Source organism: Pseudoalteromonas sp. RWi3 (genome assembly GCF_054960735.1).
Map to the genome: position 1 here is coordinate 328038 of NZ_JBHNYL010000002.1, position 18254 is coordinate 346291.

At 40.5% G+C, this 18254-nt stretch carries 18 protein-coding genes; 8 read left to right on the forward strand and 10 right to left on the reverse strand.

Going from position 1 to position 18254, the window contains the following annotated elements; genetic code table 11:
- Window positions 1–69 precede the first annotated feature (69 nt).
- From ACFI4Z_RS04940 to ACFI4Z_RS04950, 3 genes are all read left to right on the forward strand, one after another.
- Window positions 70–918 (forward strand): MBL fold metallo-hydrolase, encoded by an 849-nt coding sequence (locus tag ACFI4Z_RS04940; protein ID WP_462669592.1) that lies wholly within the window; start codon window positions 70–72, stop codon window positions 916–918.
- A 205-nt stretch (window positions 919–1123) separates the two neighbouring features.
- Window positions 1124–3007 (forward strand): AMP-binding protein, encoded by a 1884-nt coding sequence (locus ACFI4Z_RS04945; protein WP_462669593.1) that lies wholly within the window; start codon window positions 1124–1126, stop codon window positions 3005–3007.
- Window positions 3008–3141: 134 nt separating this feature from the next.
- Window positions 3142–4230 carry a hypothetical protein gene (locus tag ACFI4Z_RS04950; RefSeq protein WP_462669594.1) on the forward strand — a complete coding sequence of 363 codons (1089 nt, stop codon included), beginning with the start codon at window positions 3142–3144 and terminating at the stop codon, window positions 4228–4230.
- Window positions 4231–4234: 4 nt separating this feature from the next.
- Here the strand turns inward: ACFI4Z_RS04950 and ACFI4Z_RS04955 are convergent, their stop codons facing one another.
- From ACFI4Z_RS04955 to ACFI4Z_RS04970, 4 genes are all read right to left on the reverse strand, one after another.
- Complete coding sequence (locus ACFI4Z_RS04955; protein ID WP_462669595.1) at window positions 4235–5059, reverse strand: substrate-binding periplasmic protein; 825 nt, start codon at window positions 5057–5059, stop codon at window positions 4235–4237.
- A gap of 105 nt (window positions 5060–5164) precedes the next feature.
- Window positions 5165–5551, reverse strand: a complete 387-nt coding sequence (locus ACFI4Z_RS04960) for a response regulator (RefSeq protein WP_462669596.1) — start codon at window positions 5549–5551, stop codon at window positions 5165–5167.
- A gap of 35 nt (window positions 5552–5586) precedes the next feature.
- Window positions 5587–6129 (reverse strand): DUF6942 family protein, encoded by a 543-nt coding sequence (locus ACFI4Z_RS04965; RefSeq protein ID WP_462669597.1) that lies wholly within the window; start codon window positions 6127–6129, stop codon window positions 5587–5589.
- Window positions 6126–6575, reverse strand: coding sequence for a YaiI/YqxD family protein (locus ACFI4Z_RS04970; RefSeq protein ID WP_099293062.1), 450 nt, complete (start codon window positions 6573–6575; stop codon window positions 6126–6128). Before ACFI4Z_RS04970 ends, ACFI4Z_RS04965 begins: the two co-directional genes overlap by 4 nt.
- Window positions 6576–6726: 151 nt before the next feature.
- Here ACFI4Z_RS04970 and ACFI4Z_RS04975 point away from each other — a divergent pair, with 151 nt between their 5' ends.
- The gene (locus ACFI4Z_RS04975; protein WP_462669598.1) at window positions 6727–7257 is read left to right on the forward strand and encodes a lipocalin family protein; all 531 of its coding nucleotides are present in this window, start codon (window positions 6727–6729) and stop codon (window positions 7255–7257) included.
- A 221-nt stretch (window positions 7258–7478) separates the two neighbouring features.
- On the opposite strand, the gene ACFI4Z_RS04980 is transcribed toward ACFI4Z_RS04975, so the two are convergent.
- Genes ACFI4Z_RS04980 through ACFI4Z_RS04990 form a run of 3 tightly spaced genes read right to left on the reverse strand, consistent with a single transcriptional unit; the run spans window position 7479 to window position 9762 of the window.
- Complete coding sequence (locus ACFI4Z_RS04980) at window positions 7479–7814, reverse strand: DUF3325 domain-containing protein (protein WP_462669599.1); 336 nt, start codon at window positions 7812–7814, stop codon at window positions 7479–7481.
- On the reverse strand, window positions 7811–9421 hold the full coding sequence (locus ACFI4Z_RS04985; protein ID WP_462669600.1) for a PepSY-associated TM helix domain-containing protein: 1611 nt from the start codon (window positions 9419–9421) through the stop codon (window positions 7811–7813). Before ACFI4Z_RS04985 ends, ACFI4Z_RS04980 begins: the two co-directional genes overlap by 4 nt.
- Window positions 9418–9762 (reverse strand): hypothetical protein, encoded by a 345-nt coding sequence (locus tag ACFI4Z_RS04990; protein ID WP_462669601.1) that lies wholly within the window; start codon window positions 9760–9762, stop codon window positions 9418–9420. The genes ACFI4Z_RS04985 and ACFI4Z_RS04990 overlap by 4 nt, the downstream gene beginning before the upstream one ends.
- Window positions 9763–10079: 317 nt before the next feature.
- Between ACFI4Z_RS04990 and ACFI4Z_RS04995 the strand changes: the two genes are divergently transcribed.
- The 3 genes from ACFI4Z_RS04995 (at window position 10080) to ACFI4Z_RS05005 (ending at window position 12155) form a co-directional block, all read left to right on the forward strand.
- Window positions 10080–10820, forward strand: coding sequence for a ferredoxin--NADP reductase (locus tag ACFI4Z_RS04995; protein WP_462669602.1), 741 nt, complete (start codon window positions 10080–10082; stop codon window positions 10818–10820).
- Window positions 10821–10900: 80 nt separating this feature from the next.
- A complete protein-coding gene (locus ACFI4Z_RS05000; RefSeq protein WP_462669603.1) occupies window positions 10901–11674 on the forward strand; it encodes a nuclear transport factor 2 family protein in 774 nt (257 codons plus the stop codon).
- 160 nt (window positions 11675–11834) lie between these two features.
- A complete protein-coding gene (locus ACFI4Z_RS05005; RefSeq protein WP_462669604.1) occupies window positions 11835–12155 on the forward strand; it encodes a hypothetical protein in 321 nt (106 codons plus the stop codon).
- On the opposite strand, the gene ACFI4Z_RS05010 is transcribed toward ACFI4Z_RS05005, so the two are convergent.
- From ACFI4Z_RS05010 to ACFI4Z_RS05020, 3 genes are all read right to left on the reverse strand, one after another.
- Complete coding sequence (locus ACFI4Z_RS05010; protein WP_462669605.1) at window positions 12152–13042, reverse strand: tetratricopeptide repeat protein; 891 nt, start codon at window positions 13040–13042, stop codon at window positions 12152–12154. The two genes, ACFI4Z_RS05005 and ACFI4Z_RS05010, sit on opposite strands and share 4 nt — an antisense overlap.
- 469 nt (window positions 13043–13511) lie before the next feature.
- A complete protein-coding gene (locus tag ACFI4Z_RS05015; RefSeq protein ID WP_462669606.1) occupies window positions 13512–14288 on the reverse strand; it encodes an EAL domain-containing protein in 777 nt (258 codons plus the stop codon).
- Between the two features lie 465 nt (window positions 14289–14753).
- Window positions 14754–16058 (reverse strand): NAD(P)/FAD-dependent oxidoreductase, encoded by a 1305-nt coding sequence (locus ACFI4Z_RS05020; RefSeq protein ID WP_462669607.1) that lies wholly within the window; start codon window positions 16056–16058, stop codon window positions 14754–14756.
- Window positions 16059–16281: 223 nt separating this feature from the next.
- Between ACFI4Z_RS05020 and ACFI4Z_RS05025 the strand changes: the two genes are divergently transcribed.
- A complete protein-coding gene (locus tag ACFI4Z_RS05025) occupies window positions 16282–18219 on the forward strand; it encodes a RecQ family ATP-dependent DNA helicase (RefSeq protein WP_462669608.1) in 1938 nt (645 codons plus the stop codon).
- Window positions 18220–18254: the final 35 nt, after the last annotated feature.

Below are 18254 nucleotides of genomic sequence, written 5' to 3' on the forward strand. Positions count from 1 at the left end.
AAAGAGTGAACTAAAATATGAGTCATCACGTTCAATAATCATAATTTATTTATAAGAGCGATAACAATAATGAAAAAAATATTAACCGTAGTCATCACCAGTTTATTTTTAAGTAACCACGCCATGGCTGATAAAAACCCGGTTACGGCCACTAAACTGAGCGACAGTGTGTATGTGTTGTATGGTCAAGGTGGCAATATTGCAGCAAGCGTGGGTGAAGATGGCATTTATATTATTGACGATCAGTTTGCTAAGCTCTCCGATGACATTAAAAAAACCATCAGCGATTTAAAACCTGGCAGTGCTGAGTTTGTTATTAATACGCACCATCATGGGGATCATACTGGCGGCAACGAAAACTTTGCCAAAGCGGGGGCGCATGTGATTGCCCACGACAACGTACATAAACGCTTAAAAGAAAAGCACGGTGAAGGGTCTGATTATTTACCGCGTATTAGCTTTGGACATGATTTAAAGTTGCATTTTAATGATGAGCACGCTCATGTGCTGCATTACGCACACGCGCACACAGATGGCGATTCAGTGATCTTTTTCAGCAACGACAATATTGTACATATGGGCGATATTTACTTTAACTTTGGTAGCTTACCTTTTGTAGATGTAGATAGTGGTGGCAGTGTTGATGGGGTACTAGCAGCCGTTGACGATGTTATTAAAAAGAGCGATGCCAATACCCAAATCATCCCAGGCCACGGCCCTATGAGCGACCGAACAGGGTTGATGAAATACCGCGAACTGGTGCAAAAAGCGAAAGATTTAATGCTCACAGCCATGCAAAACAACGCTACGCTTGAGCAAGTACTAGAGGCGGATCCACTCTCACAGCTGGGTCTTAAATATGCTAATTGGTTACCAAAAGAAAAAGTAACCACCTTGTTTTATCGTAGTTTAAAGTAATTAACCCATGCTAAGTGTGGTCTGTATTGATAAAAGCTGAGCAATTGCTCAGCTTTTTTATTGCACGCGTTCAACCACAAGCCATGCATTAAAGGATTATCGCGTTTTTTGCCATAGTATGCCGACCAAGGTCGCATATAAATTGTTCAACAAAGCACCTACATTTTATAGGGTCTCTCACACATTTATAGTTTTGGAGCCCTTTATGTCAGGCCAATACCAACAACAATATAAACAGTTTTTAAATGATCCGGCTCAATTCTGGTTAGCGCAAAGTAAACGAATCCCTTGGTTTACACCTCCTTCAACGGCGTATACTCAAGATGAAAATGATTTTCACCATTGGTTTGCCGATGGGCAACTCAATACCTGTTATTTAGCGCTTGATCAGCATGTTGATGCGGGCTTTGGTGAACAAACGGCGCTTATTTACGACTCGCCTGTTACCAATACTCAAAAGCAATATAGCTACTTTGAGCTACAACAGGAAGTGGCTAAGTTTGCAGGTGCTATGCGCGATTTAGGGGTAGAGCAAGGCGATTGTGTAGTAATTTATATGCCCATGATCCCAGAAGCGGTGATTGGTATGTTAGCGTGTGCGCGCATTGGTGCTGTTCACTCTGTGGTATTTGGTGGCTTTGCAGCGCATGAACTGGCGGTCAGAATTGACGATGCAAAACCTAAGTTATTGCTCAGTGCATCTTGTGGGGTTGAGGTAAATACGGTTATTGAATACAAGTCGCTGATTGATAATGCGATTGCGCTTGCAAGCCATAAAATAGACCACTGTGTTATTCATCAACGTGAATACGTTACGGCAAAGCTTATACCTGGGCGTGATATTAATTGGGCAGAGGCAATGCAAACAGCCCAGCCCGTTGCCCCTGTTGCCTTGCAAGGAGATCACCCGTTATACATTTTGTATACCTCGGGCACCACGGGCACGCCAAAAGGAGTAGTAAGAGAAAATGCCGGTCATGCAGTGGCTATGCATTACAGCATGGAAACAGTATACGGTATGAAGCCCGGTGAAGTATTTTGGGCGGCCTCTGATATTGGCTGGGTTGTTGGGCATTCGTATATTGTGTATGCCCCGCTTATTTATCGCTGCACAACGGTGTTGTATGAAGGAAAACCAGTGCGCACGCCTGATGCCAGTGCCTTTTGGCGGGTCGTGGCTGAGCATAAAGTAAATGCCTTGTTTAGCGCGCCCACCGCATTTAGAGCCATCAAAAAAGAAGACCCAAAAGCGCTGGGCTTTAAGCAATACGATACTTCATCACTAAAACGGTTATTTTTGGCAGGTGAACGATTAGATCCTCCTACTTACAACTGGCTTAAAGAGCATACGCAGTTGCCAGTACTTGATCATTGGTGGCAAACCGAAACCGGCTGGGCTATTGCGTGTAACCCTATTGGAATAGAAACTCTTGAAACAAAACCTGGCAGCGCCACAGTGCCAACGCCGGGGTTTGATGTGCAAATATTAAATATGGAAGGTGAGCAATGTGCCCCCAACGAAAGTGGAGCCGTGGTGATTAAACTGCCACTGCCGCCGGGTTGCTTACCTACTATTTGGCAAAATAACGAACGTTTTAAAGCGGGTTACTTAAACGAATACCCCGGTTACTACTTGTCAGGTGATGGCGGTTATATCGACGACGATGGCTACTTGTTTATTATGGGCCGCACAGACGATGTAATTAATGTGGCTGGGCATCGTTTATCAACTGGCGAAATGGAAGAAATTGTTGCCTCTCACGATGCCGTTGCTGAATGCGCGGTATTTGGTGTAAACGACTCACTCAAAGGCCAGCTACCCATGGCGATGATTGTATTAAAAGACGATTACACCGATGAAGCCTGCCTTGTTGAGCAGCAGCTCGTTAAGCTGGTAAGAGAGCAAATAGGGGCGATTGCCTGCTTAAAAACCATCGTACATGTTGCGCGTTTGCCAAAAACTCGCTCAGGCAAAATCTTACGCAAAAACCTTCGTCAGCTGGTGGATGGCGAAGAGCTTAACGTACCTTCAACGGTTGACGATGCCAGTATTTTTGACGAGATAAAGTCCACTTTAGTGGCAAGCTAACCTGCAAGTTTAGCCAGCCATAGCTTGGCTGGCTTTAACCATATTTTTATGTTTTATAAACTGTTTAGACCTCATAATTATTCTTTATTGTAGCTAAAGTCGCTACACTGATCCTTTAATTTTTGAGGTGAGTAATGCAGCAAAAGCCATCGTCGTTTCCAACCCTGATTATTTTAGTTGTGTTGTTAGGCTTTATTGCTTTTCGTTTAGGTTGGGTTGATGCTGTAATGCAGTGGCTTAACCCTGTACAAGCCCCATTTCAAGTGGTCGAAAAACCAGCCGATCAACCCGTTAAGCGTGTAAAAGAGCAGCGCCCGCCCGAACGGCAAGTACGTGCAGCTCCCACATATAAAAAAGCAAAACCTACAGAGTCCAAAGTAGAAGACTCATGCCAATTAAATTGGCATGATAAAGAGGCGGTGGCTGATGCTAAAGAGCGTTTATCGTTGTTGGATGACAACCTCGAATTTGAAAAGTCACAATTTAGGCTAAGTAATTATGCGACGGTTAATTTAATTACACCTAAATTGAGCGATGATTATCATCAAACTTTAAAAACGCGTTTAAGTACTGCTTACACTCAATATCGGCGTTTCTTTCAAGTGAGTGCGCCTGTGCCCTATAAAATTAACTTAGTGGTGTTGCCACCGCGTTATTATCGGGATTACATATCGCAGTTTGGTTCTTCCTCCTCCACCAATATCGGTGTTTATTTTGGCGCGAGTAACACGGCCTTTGTTAAATATAACAGCAGTTACCCTGAGCAAAGTTTAACTACCGCAGTGCATGAGGCAATGCATGTATTTAATTATCGCCTGATTGGTAATATGCCAAAGTGGTTAAACGAGGGATTGGCCGAAGTGTTTGAAAATACGCTTTATTTTGACAGTGAGAAAGTCATTAATGTACCCAGCCGATATTTTAAAGAGCGCCTGTTTATGTTGTCGGTATTAATTGATTCAGAAGGCAGCTGGCAGGGCGCAGATACATTACGAATGTATAGAAACTCGGCGTTGTGGGTTGGGTTTTTAATGCAAAGTAACCGTGGTAAGCAGGTGTTAAAAGCATTACTGCAACACGAAGCGACGAATGTGTGTGAGAAATTGAGCGCTGAACAGGTTATTCATACGCTAATAGATTACTACCCACGGTACGAAGAAGCGTTTAATAATTGGAGTAAAACTTACTTTCATACCAAAGCTGAATTTGTGCCTATTTTTTAAGTGTTTAGGACTCGTCATTACTCTGAGTTTGGGCGGGGCGATAGTCTCCTCTGTCGAGGCCATTAAAGTAGCTTTGGTAGCGGCCATCTTTTTTAAACTGTGCTAATTGCTGGTTAAAAATTTTTAATAGCTGTTGGCTTTTTCCCCCTTCTTTAGGGAATAGTAAAAAGCTTTGATTGATCAATAGCGGCTTTGGGTGGTGAGTTATTGTATTTGCGATATCAGCAAGATCGTTGTTTAGAATATGATAACCAACGCTTTGCTCTTCTGCGAAAACGTCGATTCTGTTCATAGAGAGGCGCTTAAAGTTTTGCACGCTACTGTTTACGCGTGAGATTTCAAATAACCCATTATTGAGTGCGTTATCAAATTCAGCGCCATAGCTATAGGCAAGGCCACCACCAAGTATAAGGCCTTTTAAATCATTAACTGATTGCCAATCAAAAGGGCGTTTTTTAAGGTGAAAAAACACAAACCGCTCATTGAGTACAGCGTCACTGAACAAAAAATGGTTGGTACGTTCTTGTTCAAACATCCACACGGCTGTGGCGGCGTATTTTTGTTTTTGTGTATCGTGGTAGGCACGTCCCCACGGTAAAAAGGTAAAGTTAACTTTGATATTGGCTTGTGCAAATACATCGCGAATAAGGTGGGCAATTACACCTTGCTCAGGCAGTGATTCACTTAAAAAAGGAGGCCATTCGCCTGCGCAAATTTCAATGGTGTTTACTTTGCTCGCTGCAAAAGAAGGCACGGCATCGCCACTGTAGCTTATAAAAAGTAATATCACAGCGCATAAGTTTGCTAAATACTGGCGTAATTTGACCAACAGAAACTCGTTCCCTCATTGAATGCTTAAAAAATAGCATACATTATTTTTTTTATGTTATATACCGATAATATGATTATGAGGCTTTTATTGCAGTGCGTTATATCAACAATCTGGTTTAGGCTCTGGTACTTTGTTTATTTTTTTTAATTGGTTTTCAAGTGTGTTTAAATTAAACGGTTTAATGATAAACCCAGTAACTTTAGCCGCGATGATTTCTTTAATTGATTTTTTGTTGTCTTCGCAGGTGACCATTAACACCGGGGTATCACTTAAAATTAGGTCTTCGCGAATTCGTGTTAATAACGTTTTACCATCCATTTTAGGCATGTGTAAGTCGGTTATTACTAAATCAAACGCTTGCTTTTGCATTAACGCTAAGGCTTGTTTTCCATCCGTGGCCTCAGTAATCTGCTGAAAATTAAGTTTGCGCAACATGTTAATTAACACGTGACGCATAAGTGGCATATCATCGACAACAAGTACTTTCATATTATACGCAGTATAAAAATTAGTTAATTCTAAGACTAGCTACTTTTCGAACAATTAGCTATTAATTGGCTTAATCGGGCTATTTTCATATTACTTAATTGTCGGTAATCAAAGTATGGGCATACAATTAGCTTATATTGCTCATTAATAGCAAACTCGTCATCGAGCCAATCTAAAGTTATATCGAGCAAACCTTGGTTTATGAGGTTTTTAGCATGGGTGCGCCCGGCAATGATATGCAAAGTGTTTTTATCGTTTAATTTGGGTGGGCTAAACAATAAAGCCGTTTTACTGTCTTTTTGTAATAGCAATTCATCGCGATAGATTTGCCACGTAGCGGCTTGTTTGGCAAAACGATAGTGCTCGCTGGGCAGTGCAAATAATACTTTGGCATACACATTAAACACTTTGCGCCAACCATTGCCACAGGTTTGGTTTATGGTATTTATTTGGCCTTTGTTTAGTGGGGTGAGGTTTGTTAAATCTTGGTATTCTGGCATAGGTGGCGCTTTAGCAATGTACACCGCCACGTTAAAGTGAGTATCACCTATGCCTTGGTTAGTCGCAGTGTTTATCATTTATTTTGCGCTAAAATGCGGTCAAGGTTGTTGGCAAAGTTTTGTCGGTCAGTTTGACTAAGTGGCGGTGGACCGCCGTTCATTTCTACGCCACTTGAGCGCATGGTATCCATAAAGTCACGTACATTAAGTAATGAGCGGATGTTTTCTGACGTGTATAACTCACCTCGAGGATTCAGTGCTTGTGCGCCTTTTTCAATGACTTCAGCAGCAAGAGGAATGTCACCGGTGATTACTAAATCGTTGGCTGATACACGCTTTACTATTTCATCATCAGCTACATCAAATCCAGATGATACTTGCACCCGGCTAATGTATTTAGAAGGCGGTATGCGCATAGCGTGGTTAGCGACTAAAATAGTGTCGGTGTGTGTGCGATCGGCGGCGCGAAATAAAATGTCTTTGATCACCACAGGACAGGCGTCAGCATCAACCCAAATCTTCATTTATTTATACATCTTGTTAGTAAAAAATTGATCCTAACCTACCCGTTCATCAACAACCAGTGTTTACTGATTTTTTTACCATTAAATTACGTTAAACTTTGCTTAAAAGCCGCTAAGATAATGGTTCTTTTAATGATAAGGATATAGCTTAATGAATAAATACTTTTTGGCCGCGCTTATCACGCTGTGTAGTGTGTTTTTTGTTGGTTGCAGTGGCTTGCCTGACGGCGTAAAACCTGTTGATGATTTTTCTCTCACGCGTTACCAAGGAACCTGGTATGAAGTTGCCCGATTAGACCACTCTTTTGAGCGTGGCTTATCAAATGTAACGGCCACTTACAGCTTAAATGATGATGGCTCTGTGAAAGTGATAAATAAAGGCTTTAATGACGAAGAAGGCCAGTGGAGCGAAGCTGAGGGTAAAGCCAAGTTTGTCGGTGCCAGTGATGTGGGGCACTTGGAGGTGTCATTTTTTGGCCCGTTTTATAGCTCTTATGTGGTGTTTAAAATGGATCAGCAAGATTATCAGTATGCGTTTGTATCGGGTTTTAATACTGATTATTTGTGGTTGTTATCGCGTACGCCTACGGTTAGCCAAGCTGTTAAAGATGATTTTGTTGCCACGGCTAAAAAGCATGGTTTTGATACCAATTCACTTATTTGGGTTGCGCATACACGCTAAAAAAGGGTTTTATGTTATGTACTTGTAGGTTGTCATAAAACTGTAATGGTTAAGGTTTATCATGCTAACCCTACCATTTAAGGTCTAATTACCTTGATGTTGACATGCGTATCCCCTTTATTAGTAATTTCAGGCAAGCTTTTTAGCTTGCCTTTTTTTTTGCTAGATTAGTGGTAATAAAGACCTCTGTTTTGTTCAGATCACATTTTTACTAACTAAGCCTAATAAACGACAAAATAGCTGCCACTTAGCAGTAGTAAAACAACATTGAGTACACTCATGTGTTTTACCCATGAAGGCTTAAAGCTATAAAAAATCATTAATAATAAAACACTTAAGGCCATATAGCCGCAAAATAGTAGTCCACCATATCCTTGATGCTTTATCACACACAGCAATAAACTTAGTAAAATACTGATCCATGCAGCGATCAAAAACTGCTTACTTTGCTTTTGGCTTGGTCGTGTTTTAAATACGTCACGGTAATGATTAAATTTTGCTAGCGCAAAACAGTTAAATGCCAGCAAACACAGGCTAAATTGCAAAAGTTCGGTCATGCTTTTTGCTCCACAAGGCTGTTTTTAATTACGCGATTTGAACGTGTTGTTGGCGTGGGTGTGTGCAGTTGAGTACGTATTTTTTTGGCTTGTAGTGCAAATAGCAGGGCGCACACTAAGCACACTAAATCAAAACTAAACAATGCCCATTGTGAGTTAAGTAAATAACTAACAATGTTGCCTTTGGTGGTGAGTGCGTTGATCAGCGGCACGCTAATACAAGCTACTGCATTGACCCACGCTAACAAGTACCACTGCATTTTTGCTCGTTTAAAAAGACTAAACAAAGCAATAGCTAGCCACGTAATAAAGAACGCCAGTATTTCTTTGTCGGCTCGTTGAGTTATGCCAACGGGTAGCAATCGGTTAGCAATAAAAAAGGCACAAGTTGCTAATGGTAAACCCATGAGAGTGGTAAGGTTTAAGCCTTCAACAAGCTTGAGCCCAAACGATGCTTTTTGGTCTTTTTTCATTCGCTCGCGAATACGTTTCGCCCACATAATGCAGCCTGTTGCTATCATAATGCAGCCAGCAACGCCGCATAAAAAGTATAGCCAACGCAGTAATGGGTTTGCTAAACGTCCGGTATGCAAAGCTGTGAGTGAATCATAAAACACTTCTGTACTGCTATATTCATCAGCGCTTTTTGCAATTAAACTGCCATCAACACCATTAAAAAGCATGGTCAGGGTTTGGTCGCGAACGAGTGTGCCTGTTGAGGCACGTACGGTTATTGTTGCAGACGCTTTATTTGGGTCTTTAATTGAAAATCGGGTGAGGTCTGCATTAGGCCAGTTAGTATAAATTTGATCTAACACACTATCAATTGCCGTTAATGGGGCTGCTACATCACTTGATTTAGTACGCACGTTTGTTGGAGTAACGTCGTTAAATAAGCCCCGAACTCCGTCATCATAAGCGGTCATAGCAGGGTATGGAAATAACATAAATATTAAAGTGATTAATCCTGTATACGTTATCATGATATGAAAAGGTAACGCTAATACTGACGACACATTGTGGCCATCAAGCCAACTGCGGCTGCCTTTGTTTTTTCTAAAGCTAAACATATCTTTAAAAATACGCTTGTGAATAACAACACCCGAAATCAGCGCCACCAACATAAATAAGCTAGCAAAGCAGACTATCCACCGTGCTGTTCGTACATCGATATAATGTAGGTCAAAATGCAGCCGATAAAAAAAGTTACCGCCTTTGGTTTCTCTGGGTTGTTGTAATGATTCACCAGTTTTTGGATTTATATAATGGTCTTGCCAACCCCCAAAGCGTTTTCCTTCTGGGCGTGGCTTTTCGTAGGCATAATTGAGTTGTGGCTCACGCTCTGTAGGTAAATAAATCCCCCAACGGCCTGATTCTGGTGCGGTTGCTTTTAAGTAATCAACACCTGCAATAATTTGCTCTCGTTGTAGTGCAACACGCTCTGCGGGTGCTTGTAGGCTGTGCAATGCGGGTTGATTCCATAAGGTAACTTCGTCACGAAAAAAGCTTATAGTGCCAGCAAAAAATATTAAATACAGTAACCAGCATACTAGCAAGCCAACCCAAGTATGCATCCATGTCATGGAGCGGAAAAAACTCTCTTTCATAACCAACCCTTTAATAAGGCAATGCTCAATCCGCATGCTGATGATGTTAGTAAAATAGTGATCCAAACGGTTTTTAAAGACTTAACCGCAAACGCCCAAATAAACACACAGCTATAAACTAAAATTGTCAGGCTAATGCTCAAAAGAACTGCATCGGATTTTGTTAGCGGTAAAATGAGGCTCAATAATGAAGTAAATACAGCAGTGAAAATATAGCCACCAACAATGGCCGCGCTAAAGCGAGCAACTACACACAATGCATAAACATTGGCTTTGCAGGCCATTTTAAGCTTAAGTAATGGGTTACGAGTTGGCACTTTATTTACTTGTTGGGCATACATAGGTAATCCTTTGACCCGAGTGAAAGAATGGAGGCATAGGATACTACATTATTAAGGTACGTAAAAGTGAGTGATTCGCATTTGTGTTACTTTATGTATTGTAAAAGACTACAAGCCTTAAATTAGACGTTTTTTACAACTTAGTAAAATAGTGATCTGAGGGTTGTTGGCAGCATTAGGTTTGTATCTGGGTTATTAATGACGAGGGTGAATTTATTTGTTTTAAGTTCTGGTTGGTTAAAATTGACACCATTCTATTCCCTTGCCACTGTTACATAACGTAAAACTTTTTGAATTCTATGCCAAAGGGGTTTGTTATGTCTAACTGGGTTGATGCATGCGTCAAAGATGTTGTTTGGTACAGTGATACTTTATTTAGCTTAGTTGTTAATGCTGACGTTGAGCCTTTTAAGGCTGGCCAATTTACTAAGTTGTCGATAATGCAGGGTGATAAACGTATTGCGCGTGCCTACTCTTATGTAAATGCACCGAGTTCAGCTGATTTAGAGTTTTACTTAATTAACGTTCAAGATGGTTTGCTGTCGCAGCAATTAGCCAAGCTTCAGCCAGGTGATACGGTGATGATAGAGCGCCGCGCAAGTGGATTCTTTACCTTGGATGAAGTCCCAGAAAGTGAACAGTTATGGATGCTCAGTACAGGTACTGCGATAGGCCCTTTCTTGTCGATGCTTGAACATGGTGATGTATGGCAGCAATTTGAGCAGGTGATTCTAGTGCATGGAGTGCGGTTGAACAGCGATTTAAGTTATCAAAATACGATTGCTGCCTTACAGCAAAAATTCTCAGGATTAAAGTATGTGCCAGTGGTGAGCCGTGAACACCCCGATATGGGATTACACGGGCGGATCACTGATCATATTAAAGCACAGTCTTTGTTTTCGCATGTTGATTTAACACCTACGCCAGACTCGGCGCAGTTTATGATTTGCGGCAATCCTAACATGGTGAAAGACACTTCAGCGCTGCTGATTGAGCAAGGCTACAGCCGAAACCGCCGCAAAGAACCTGGAAATATTACAGTTGAACAATATTGGTAAATGAGCCGTACAATGATAACCACTATCTTGAAGGCACAATTTTTGCTATTTTATTGTTTCTTCAATTATTCAGGAACAGTATGAAATCGTTATTTTTTGCAATCAGTTTATTCTCTTCAGGGTCACTATTAGCTGTTGAGGCAGAGCAAAGTACAGAGCCTACTAAAGCGCCTCAAAAAAAGACTGAGATTAAAAAGAGCGACACAGTTGAACAGCAAAAATCGTTAGAGGATAGTCCTGCTGTTATTACCTTGACGCCAGAGAAAAAAGCAGTAGAAGCCGAAACTGATATTGAACCTACGCAACCTATTGTAAGCGACCCAAGTACGGCAAATATGGTTGATGTTGTTGATAGCAGCAAGGTGTTAGGAACGCAAAAAGTTAAGCCAATTGATGCACCAAAAACCGAGCAAGAAAAAAAACAAGCAATCGCAAAAGCTGCGCAAGTTGTTGAAAAAGCCAAAGAGACCCTCACTCAAAAGCAGCAAGAAAAAGCCAAACAATCTCGAGAAGCATTAGCGGTTGTTGAAAAGTTAATTAAGGCATATAACGCCCGTAACATTGATGCATTTGTCAATATGTACTCAGAGGATGTTGAGTTTTATGTGTTTCCAAATGAGCTGCTATTTAAAGGTAAAGAAAAGCTGATTGCCCGTTATGGTATTATGTTTAAAAAGTTAAAGTGTGTTAAATCGTCACCAATTAAACGTATTGTGACTGGCAATATTGTTATTGACCATGAACTGTCAGAGACCTGTTCAACGGATCCAAGCATTGTTGATAAGCGCTCTGAATTCGTATCAAGTTACAAAGTTGAAAATGGCAAAGTAACCAAAGTATTATTTTTTAGATAATACCAACCAAATAAAGCATGTTGAATTAGTGGCCGTTACATCACAGTGCTAATTCAATATATACGTTATGTTTAAATGTATGAGTTAAATGCTTTATAACCAAATTTGTGATTTTTAGACTTGGCTTTACTACATAATTAAAAAGTATAGGAGGAAGGGCATGGAATTAGCGGATGATAAAAAACTGCATTTACTTTATCGTGTTGAGCCGGGTTGTTTAGGCCCTACAGGTGCAGACACTATTGAGCGTTTTTGTGAATACGCAAATGAGCAAATTGCTCCGCCCCATTTTGCCAGCTATCATTTTGTGCCACGTTTTGACAAAACAAAGCCAGAACGCCAGTACAGCATTAATCAAAGATCACTTTCAGAGCAGCAAGCTCAAGCGTATCTTGGTCACTTTAAAACAAGTATTAATGATTTTGAAGAGCAGCTCGATGAACTGCTCACTGAAACTATTGAACGATTTCTAAACCGTTAAACGTTTTCACCTGATAAAATAATATTAAAGCTTGTATTGTCATGCAAGCTGGCAAATGCACTTTCGTGTAATAGTTCGTTACGTAGATTTGGTGAGTAATCCAGCGCCATTTTAATGTCTGCTAATGCATCAGCGTGTTTGTGAGTTAGCGCATACGCACAAGCTCGTTGCCAATAGGCGTAGCCGTAGTCACTGTCGATATCAATTGCTTGATTACACAACTCAATCGCTTGTTTGGTTTCGTTTAGTTCTAATAAAGCATCTGCTTTGTATGCAATTGCCTCAACATCTTCTGGTTTACGATTAAGGATCTCATCAAATATTTCGATTTTATTTGATACGTCGCTTTCTAAATTCGCACGCATCCATAATGAATGAACCTCATTAGTAACTGATATTTTTTCTTGGTTTTTCAGTATTTCTTCAGAGCGTTCACGCAGCTTTTCTTCAAAGGTATTTAAGCGCGCTTCATACTCGTTGGTTATAACGCTTACACGCGTATTTACGATATCTTCTACTTTATTTTTAACGTCGCGCAATGAGTTCCAACCTACGAGTACTAAGATGGATGCAGTTGCGGTAATAATAAAAAATACGTTGTTAATTGTATCTGTTGTGTATGTGAGCGCTCTATCTGCGGTATCCAGTTGCGCGTGAGTCACTTGTTTTGTTACATCTTCGCGAAGCTTTTGTTGGTCTTGACGCACGGCTTTGAGTTCATCAAGAATGTAGCGCTCCATCAATGGCTGAAACATCGGTTTTTGCACTTGCGATAAAGCTTGCTCTTGTTGTTGCTCTGTTGGGGCAGGGCGTGATTCTTCTGCATTGCTATGCAATGAGCAAACAAACGCTAAAAGAAGTGTAATAAGTTTAAAGTGTTGACGCATAGTGCTGCCTAGTAATTAAATTCAAACCAACAATGGGTACAAAAGATGATACCCAGCAAATTATGCGAACTTTAACATGACTGCTTATGAGTAACTAGGCAAAAAAAAACCAGCTCTAAGATGAGCTGGTTAAACTGCTTAAACAACAAATATGTCGTTAGGGGTATCAACAGGAGTGAGTGGGTACATTAACGAAATTAACCTGAACAATTACTTAATCGTAAGGATGTGAGGAAATGAAAAAAGAAAAAAGCGTATTGGGCTTAACAATACGCTTTTATATCTGTGCTAAAAATACAATTATGGTGAAGGTGACTAAATTGTGCGACACCGCGGTGCCCACTTCCATACCCTTCACATATCATTACGCGGGTTAAAAACGAATCGATCAATGTGATTACTAATTTTATTAAAAAACGATTAACTTTTTAGTCACTGTGAATAAAAAGTGCTAGGAATATAAAAAAGACTAAAGAGAATCCAGCGCTGTAAAATCTACTTCGGGTAGCGACTCGAACCCCGGTTTTGCAAATAAATATCCCTGCATCAAGCTAATGCCTGCATTGTGGAGCCATTGATATTCCTCGACGGTTTCGATGCCTTCAGCAAGCGGTGTAATATTCATTTCTTTTAGCATGGCAATATTATGTTTTACTATCAATTGGCGTGCTTTGTTTAGGTGAATATTACGAACTAGTTCCATGTCAAACTTAACAATGTCAGTTTGAAAGTCAGCCAATAAATTTAACCCTGAATACCCTGAACCAAAGTCATCAGTGGCAGTTGTAAAACCAAGAGATTGATAGTATTCAACAACGCGTTTTATATGTTGGGTGTCGTCAATTTTTTCGACTTCGGTGAATTCAAACATGATTTTTTCAGTGGGGAAATTATACTTTTTTGCAGCTTCCAATGTTGTGCGAATACAGCGCTCAGGCTTATAAATTGCATTTGGCAAAAAATTAATACTTAATACAGACTCAAGTTTAAGCTTTGCTGCTAAGGCGATGGCTCTAATACGACATTGTTGGTCAAAGGTATATCTATTGTGCTCATTCACTTGAGAAATAACACTGAAAGCTGATTCGTTATTAATGCCGCGTACCAGCGCTTCATAGCCAAATACACGACGATTATCGCAATCTACAATCGGTTGAAAAGCCATAGTGAAATCAAAATCTAATTGGTCTTCATCTGCGCATTGGTTACAAGTTAACTTTTCACAGTTAGCTGGTTTAGAACTCATTATTTCACCTTAAAGTGTTCAAATTGTATTTTTATTACAGTCCATTGTTTCGATAGCATTTCATGCACTTAAAGAGATTTTATATAAATCTATTAATAAGTGTTTGTTACACCAAATATTTAAGCGTAGACAAGGTTGCTTACTTTTAAAAGGTAAAAGTAGATTCTTTACTACACCGTTATTTTTAATTAAGTTAATTTAACGCGCTGATTATCAATGCTAAATAATGTGTTTTAGCGCTTTCTAAAAAGCGTGTTTAAATGCAAAAAACACATTTAAAATTTGTTAAAGTATATACTCTATCAAAAACACAGCTGTCATGCTTGTTATTCGCTTATTAAAGTTGATAGTTACAGTACTGATTTAGAAACAAAATATTGCAGAACGTACTTTTATTGTAATTAACTTACCGCACATAATTAGCTGCGGTAAGTAAGGCGAAAGGGATAAAAAGTTAACGTAGCATCAATGCAGCTTCATTTTTGGCCTCACTACACGCAATACTTTTTCGCTGATCCACAAAGCAAATGTCTTGGCACTGCCGTGTATAGCACGTTGATGCATACGATAAAGCGAAATATACATAAACCGTGCAATACGTCCTTCAATGAAAAAGCTGTTACTTGTGAGGTTGCCCATCAAGCTGCCGACTGTGCTGTAACGTGAGAGGTTTACTAATGAACCATGGTCGTTGTATTCAAATTTTTTCAGTGATTGTTGGCGTAGCGTTGCGATAAGGTTTTTCTCAATACATTGCGCCATTTGGTGAGCTGATTGGGCTCGCGGTGGTACTTGTTGTCCGTTTTGTTGAGTAAACGCGCAGCAGTCGCCTAATACATAAATGTGCTCATCAGCGTTACTTTGCAGGTAATCATTGACCTTAATTTGATTATTGCGGGTTAGCTCAAATATACCGAGTTCTTTAATAAAGTTAGGCGCTTTTACACCGGCAGCCCAGAGCATGATATCAGCACTGATTTGCTGGTCATCTTGGGTAATAAAGCCTTGCTCATTCGCTTGTTTAACTTGGGTATTTTCGCGAACAGTCACGCCTAATTTTAGTAACTCTCGCTTTGCCGAATTTGCAATACGTTCAGAAAGTGCTGGCAGTATGCGTGGCCCGGCTTCAATTAAATGTATGTGTAATCGTTTAGCTGTCATGTTGGTTAGGCCATAGATTTTTAATAAATCTGATACATGATAAAGCTCTGCTGAAAGTTCGACACCCGTTGCGCCGCCGCCTACAATAGCGATGGTTAACGCATGTTGTGGGTCTTCATCTTGGTGTAAGCGGGTAAAATTATCGAGCAGGGCATGTTGAAAGCGTTCAGCTTGCTGGTTTGAATCAAGGTAAAAGCAATGTTCTTTGATACCAGGGGTGTTGAAATCGTTACTAACGCTGCCGATGGCAATAACCAAATAATCATAGTGAACGATGCGCTGTGGTAGTATTTGATGGCCCAGCTCGTCATGTAGTGGACTTAAAGTGAGGGTTTTTGTGGCATTATTTAGGCCGCAAAAACTGCCTAGTTGAAATTGGTAATGGTGTTTTGCTGCATGGGCTGAATAAACAACACCATCTAAATCCGCATCAATAGAGCCCGTTGCTACTTCATGAAGTAACGGCTTCCATATGTGAGTGCGGTTTTTATCTATGAGTAGAATATCTGCGTGTTTTTTCTTCCCTAGTTTGTGTCCTAATTGGGTTGCAAGCTCTAAGCCGCCAGCGCCCCCACCGATAATCACGATTTTAGGATGTGTTGTTATCATTACGTTGCCCTCAAAAAGTAGAATACCTAAATAGTCTGGGCAAACTACTTAGGTATAGCGCCCAGTAGGGCAATACCTTGGCAACGGTTTTATTGTGCGCCTTTTAAACAGCTTTGTCAGTAATAAAGGCAAAGAAAACAAGCGGCAAAAAAGGTAACATGGCAGGTAATTAAATTTACGACTACTATTTCCTTTATTAGGGAATTTAATGCAAGGGAATATTATGAGTGAACAGTTACTTTCCTCACTTGAGCAGCACTTTGGTTTTAATCATTTTCGCCCTGGTCAGCAGCAAACCATAGAGCAGTTGTTAAATAATCAATCATCGTTGGCTATCTTTCCAACAGGCTCAGGCAAATCATTGTGTTATCAATTAACCGCTTTGCATTTACCTAATTTAACTTTGGTGGTATCGCCATTATTGGCTTTGATGAAAGATCAAATCAGCTTTTTAAATAGTAAAGGCATTTACGCTGCAAGTTTAGACTCAAGCCAAACCAGTGAGCAAAGTCACACGGTTATGGCAGATGTTCGTACCGGTAAAGTAAAAATATTGATGGTGTCGGTTGAACGCTTTAAAAACGAGCGTTTCCGAGAGTTTATTAATCAAGTGGCAATTTCGATGCTGGTGGTAGATGAAGCGCACTGTATTTCAGAGTGGGGCCATAATTTTAGGCCTGATTACTTAAAGTTACCGCGCTACCGCGAAGAGTTAAATATCCCTTTGGTATTGTTATTAACAGCCACGGCAACAAAAAAAGTAAAACGCGATATGAGCGAACGCTTTGCTATCGCCCCTGAGTGTATTGTGCAAACAGGGTTTTATCGTAGCAATTTAGATTTGTCGGTGCTCAGTGTTAAAAGTGCCGATAAAGACACAATGCTGGGCGATATTGTAAGGCAGCAACAAGGCCCAGGTATTGTGTATGTAACCTTGCAGCACAGTGCTGAGCAAGTTGCTCAAACACTTAGCCAACAAGGCTTAAGTGCCGTAGCTTATCATGCGGGGCTTGAAGACACTCTTCGCTACGGTATTCAAGATGATTTTATGGCAGGGAAAATCAATGTGGTCGTGGCCACGATTGCCTTTGGTATGGGTATTGATAAATCAGATATCCGCTTTGTTATTCATTATGACTTACCTAAATCGATTGAAAACTACAGCCAAGAGATTGGCCGTGCGGGGCGAGACGGGCAACCATCGCAATGCTATACCTTAGCTAATTTAGATGGCTTAAACACGGTTGAAAATTTTGTTTACGGCGATACCCCAGAGCTTAGCGGTATCGAACATGTAATACAGGATATTCACCAGCATACTAGTGCTAATCAGCAATGGGAAATGCAAGAATATAGCCTCTCTAGTGATAGTAATATTCGCCAGCTAGCACTTAAAACCTTATTAGTGCAATTAGAAATGCAAGGTGCGATAACTCCGCTCTATGCCTATTATGCTGACTTTAAATATAAATTTTTGGTTGAAAAGTCACAGTTACTTTCGCAGTTTGATGCCGATAGGCAAGCTTTTTTAAACCAAATATTTAGCCATACTCAGTTTAAAAAAATATGGGGCACGCTTAATTTCGATAGCTTAACACAAGCAGCACAAGTAGACCGTAAACGGGTTGTGGCAGCGTTGGATTACTTAGCCGAAAAGAATTTAATTACACTCGAAACCAAACGTATTACCCAGGTGTACCAAGTACATAGCGGTGTTATTAATAACCCTGGATTAGCACAGCAGTTACATGATTACTTTGTTGATAAAGAGCAGGCTGAAATTAAACGTATTGCAGCACTTATCCGCTTTTTCGAGCTTAAAACATGTTTGAGCTATAACCTTGCGCGTTACTTTGATGACAACCAAGCACCGCAGCAATGCGGCCATTGCTCTGTGTGCCGAGGCCAAGCTGTCACACTTGAGTATTCATTAGCGCATGAGTTTGCTGCAGATGAGGTGATTTATCAAAAAGTAGATGAGTTACTTAGCCACTTGGCTAGCAAAGGTATTGATAAGGTTGGCATTGAAACTCAATGTCGTTTTTTAGCGGGAATGAGCGTTCCTCTTTTTGCGCGCAATAAGGTACGTCAGCTCAGCGGTTTTGGTCTATGCGAGCAGCAGCGTTACAGTGAAATAAAAGCAAAATTACTGGCGCGTTAGGCTCACTCAGGTATGCTAGGGGCTTATTCTTAAAA

Coding starts and splice junctions, on each gene's coding strand:
- ACFI4Z_RS04940 (WP_462669592.1), top strand. CDS start 70: ATGAAAAAAATATTAACCGTAGTCATCACCAGTTTATTTTTAAGTAAC.
- ACFI4Z_RS04945 (WP_462669593.1), top strand. CDS start 1,124: ATGTCAGGCCAATACCAACAACAATATAAACAGTTTTTAAATGATCCG.
- ACFI4Z_RS04950 (WP_462669594.1), top strand. CDS start 3,142: ATGCAGCAAAAGCCATCGTCGTTTCCAACCCTGATTATTTTAGTTGTG.
- ACFI4Z_RS04960 (WP_462669596.1), bottom strand. CDS start 5,551: ATGAAAGTACTTGTTGTCGATGATATGCCACTTATGCGTCACGTGTTA.
- ACFI4Z_RS04965 (WP_462669597.1), bottom strand. CDS start 6,129: ATGATAAACACTGCGACTAACCAAGGCATAGGTGATACTCACTTTAAC.
- ACFI4Z_RS04970 (WP_099293062.1), bottom strand. CDS start 6,575: ATGAAGATTTGGGTTGATGCTGACGCCTGTCCTGTGGTGATCAAAGAC.
- ACFI4Z_RS04975 (WP_462669598.1), top strand. CDS start 6,727: ATGAATAAATACTTTTTGGCCGCGCTTATCACGCTGTGTAGTGTGTTT.
- ACFI4Z_RS04980 (WP_462669599.1), bottom strand. CDS start 7,814: ATGACCGAACTTTTGCAATTTAGCCTGTGTTTGCTGGCATTTAACTGT.
- ACFI4Z_RS04985 (WP_462669600.1), bottom strand. CDS start 9,421: ATGAAAGAGAGTTTTTTCCGCTCCATGACATGGATGCATACTTGGGTT.
- ACFI4Z_RS04990 (WP_462669601.1), bottom strand. CDS start 9,762: ATGTATGCCCAACAAGTAAATAAAGTGCCAACTCGTAACCCATTACTT.
- ACFI4Z_RS04995 (WP_462669602.1), top strand. CDS start 10,080: ATGTCTAACTGGGTTGATGCATGCGTCAAAGATGTTGTTTGGTACAGT.
- ACFI4Z_RS05000 (WP_462669603.1), top strand. CDS start 10,901: ATGAAATCGTTATTTTTTGCAATCAGTTTATTCTCTTCAGGGTCACTA.
- ACFI4Z_RS05005 (WP_462669604.1), top strand. CDS start 11,835: ATGGAATTAGCGGATGATAAAAAACTGCATTTACTTTATCGTGTTGAG.
- ACFI4Z_RS05010 (WP_462669605.1), bottom strand. CDS start 13,042: ATGCGTCAACACTTTAAACTTATTACACTTCTTTTAGCGTTTGTTTGC.
- ACFI4Z_RS05015 (WP_462669606.1), bottom strand. CDS start 14,288: ATGAGTTCTAAACCAGCTAACTGTGAAAAGTTAACTTGTAACCAATGC.
- ACFI4Z_RS05020 (WP_462669607.1), bottom strand. CDS start 16,058: ATGATAACAACACATCCTAAAATCGTGATTATCGGTGGGGGCGCTGGC.
- ACFI4Z_RS05025 (WP_462669608.1), top strand. CDS start 16,282: ATGAGTGAACAGTTACTTTCCTCACTTGAGCAGCACTTTGGTTTTAAT.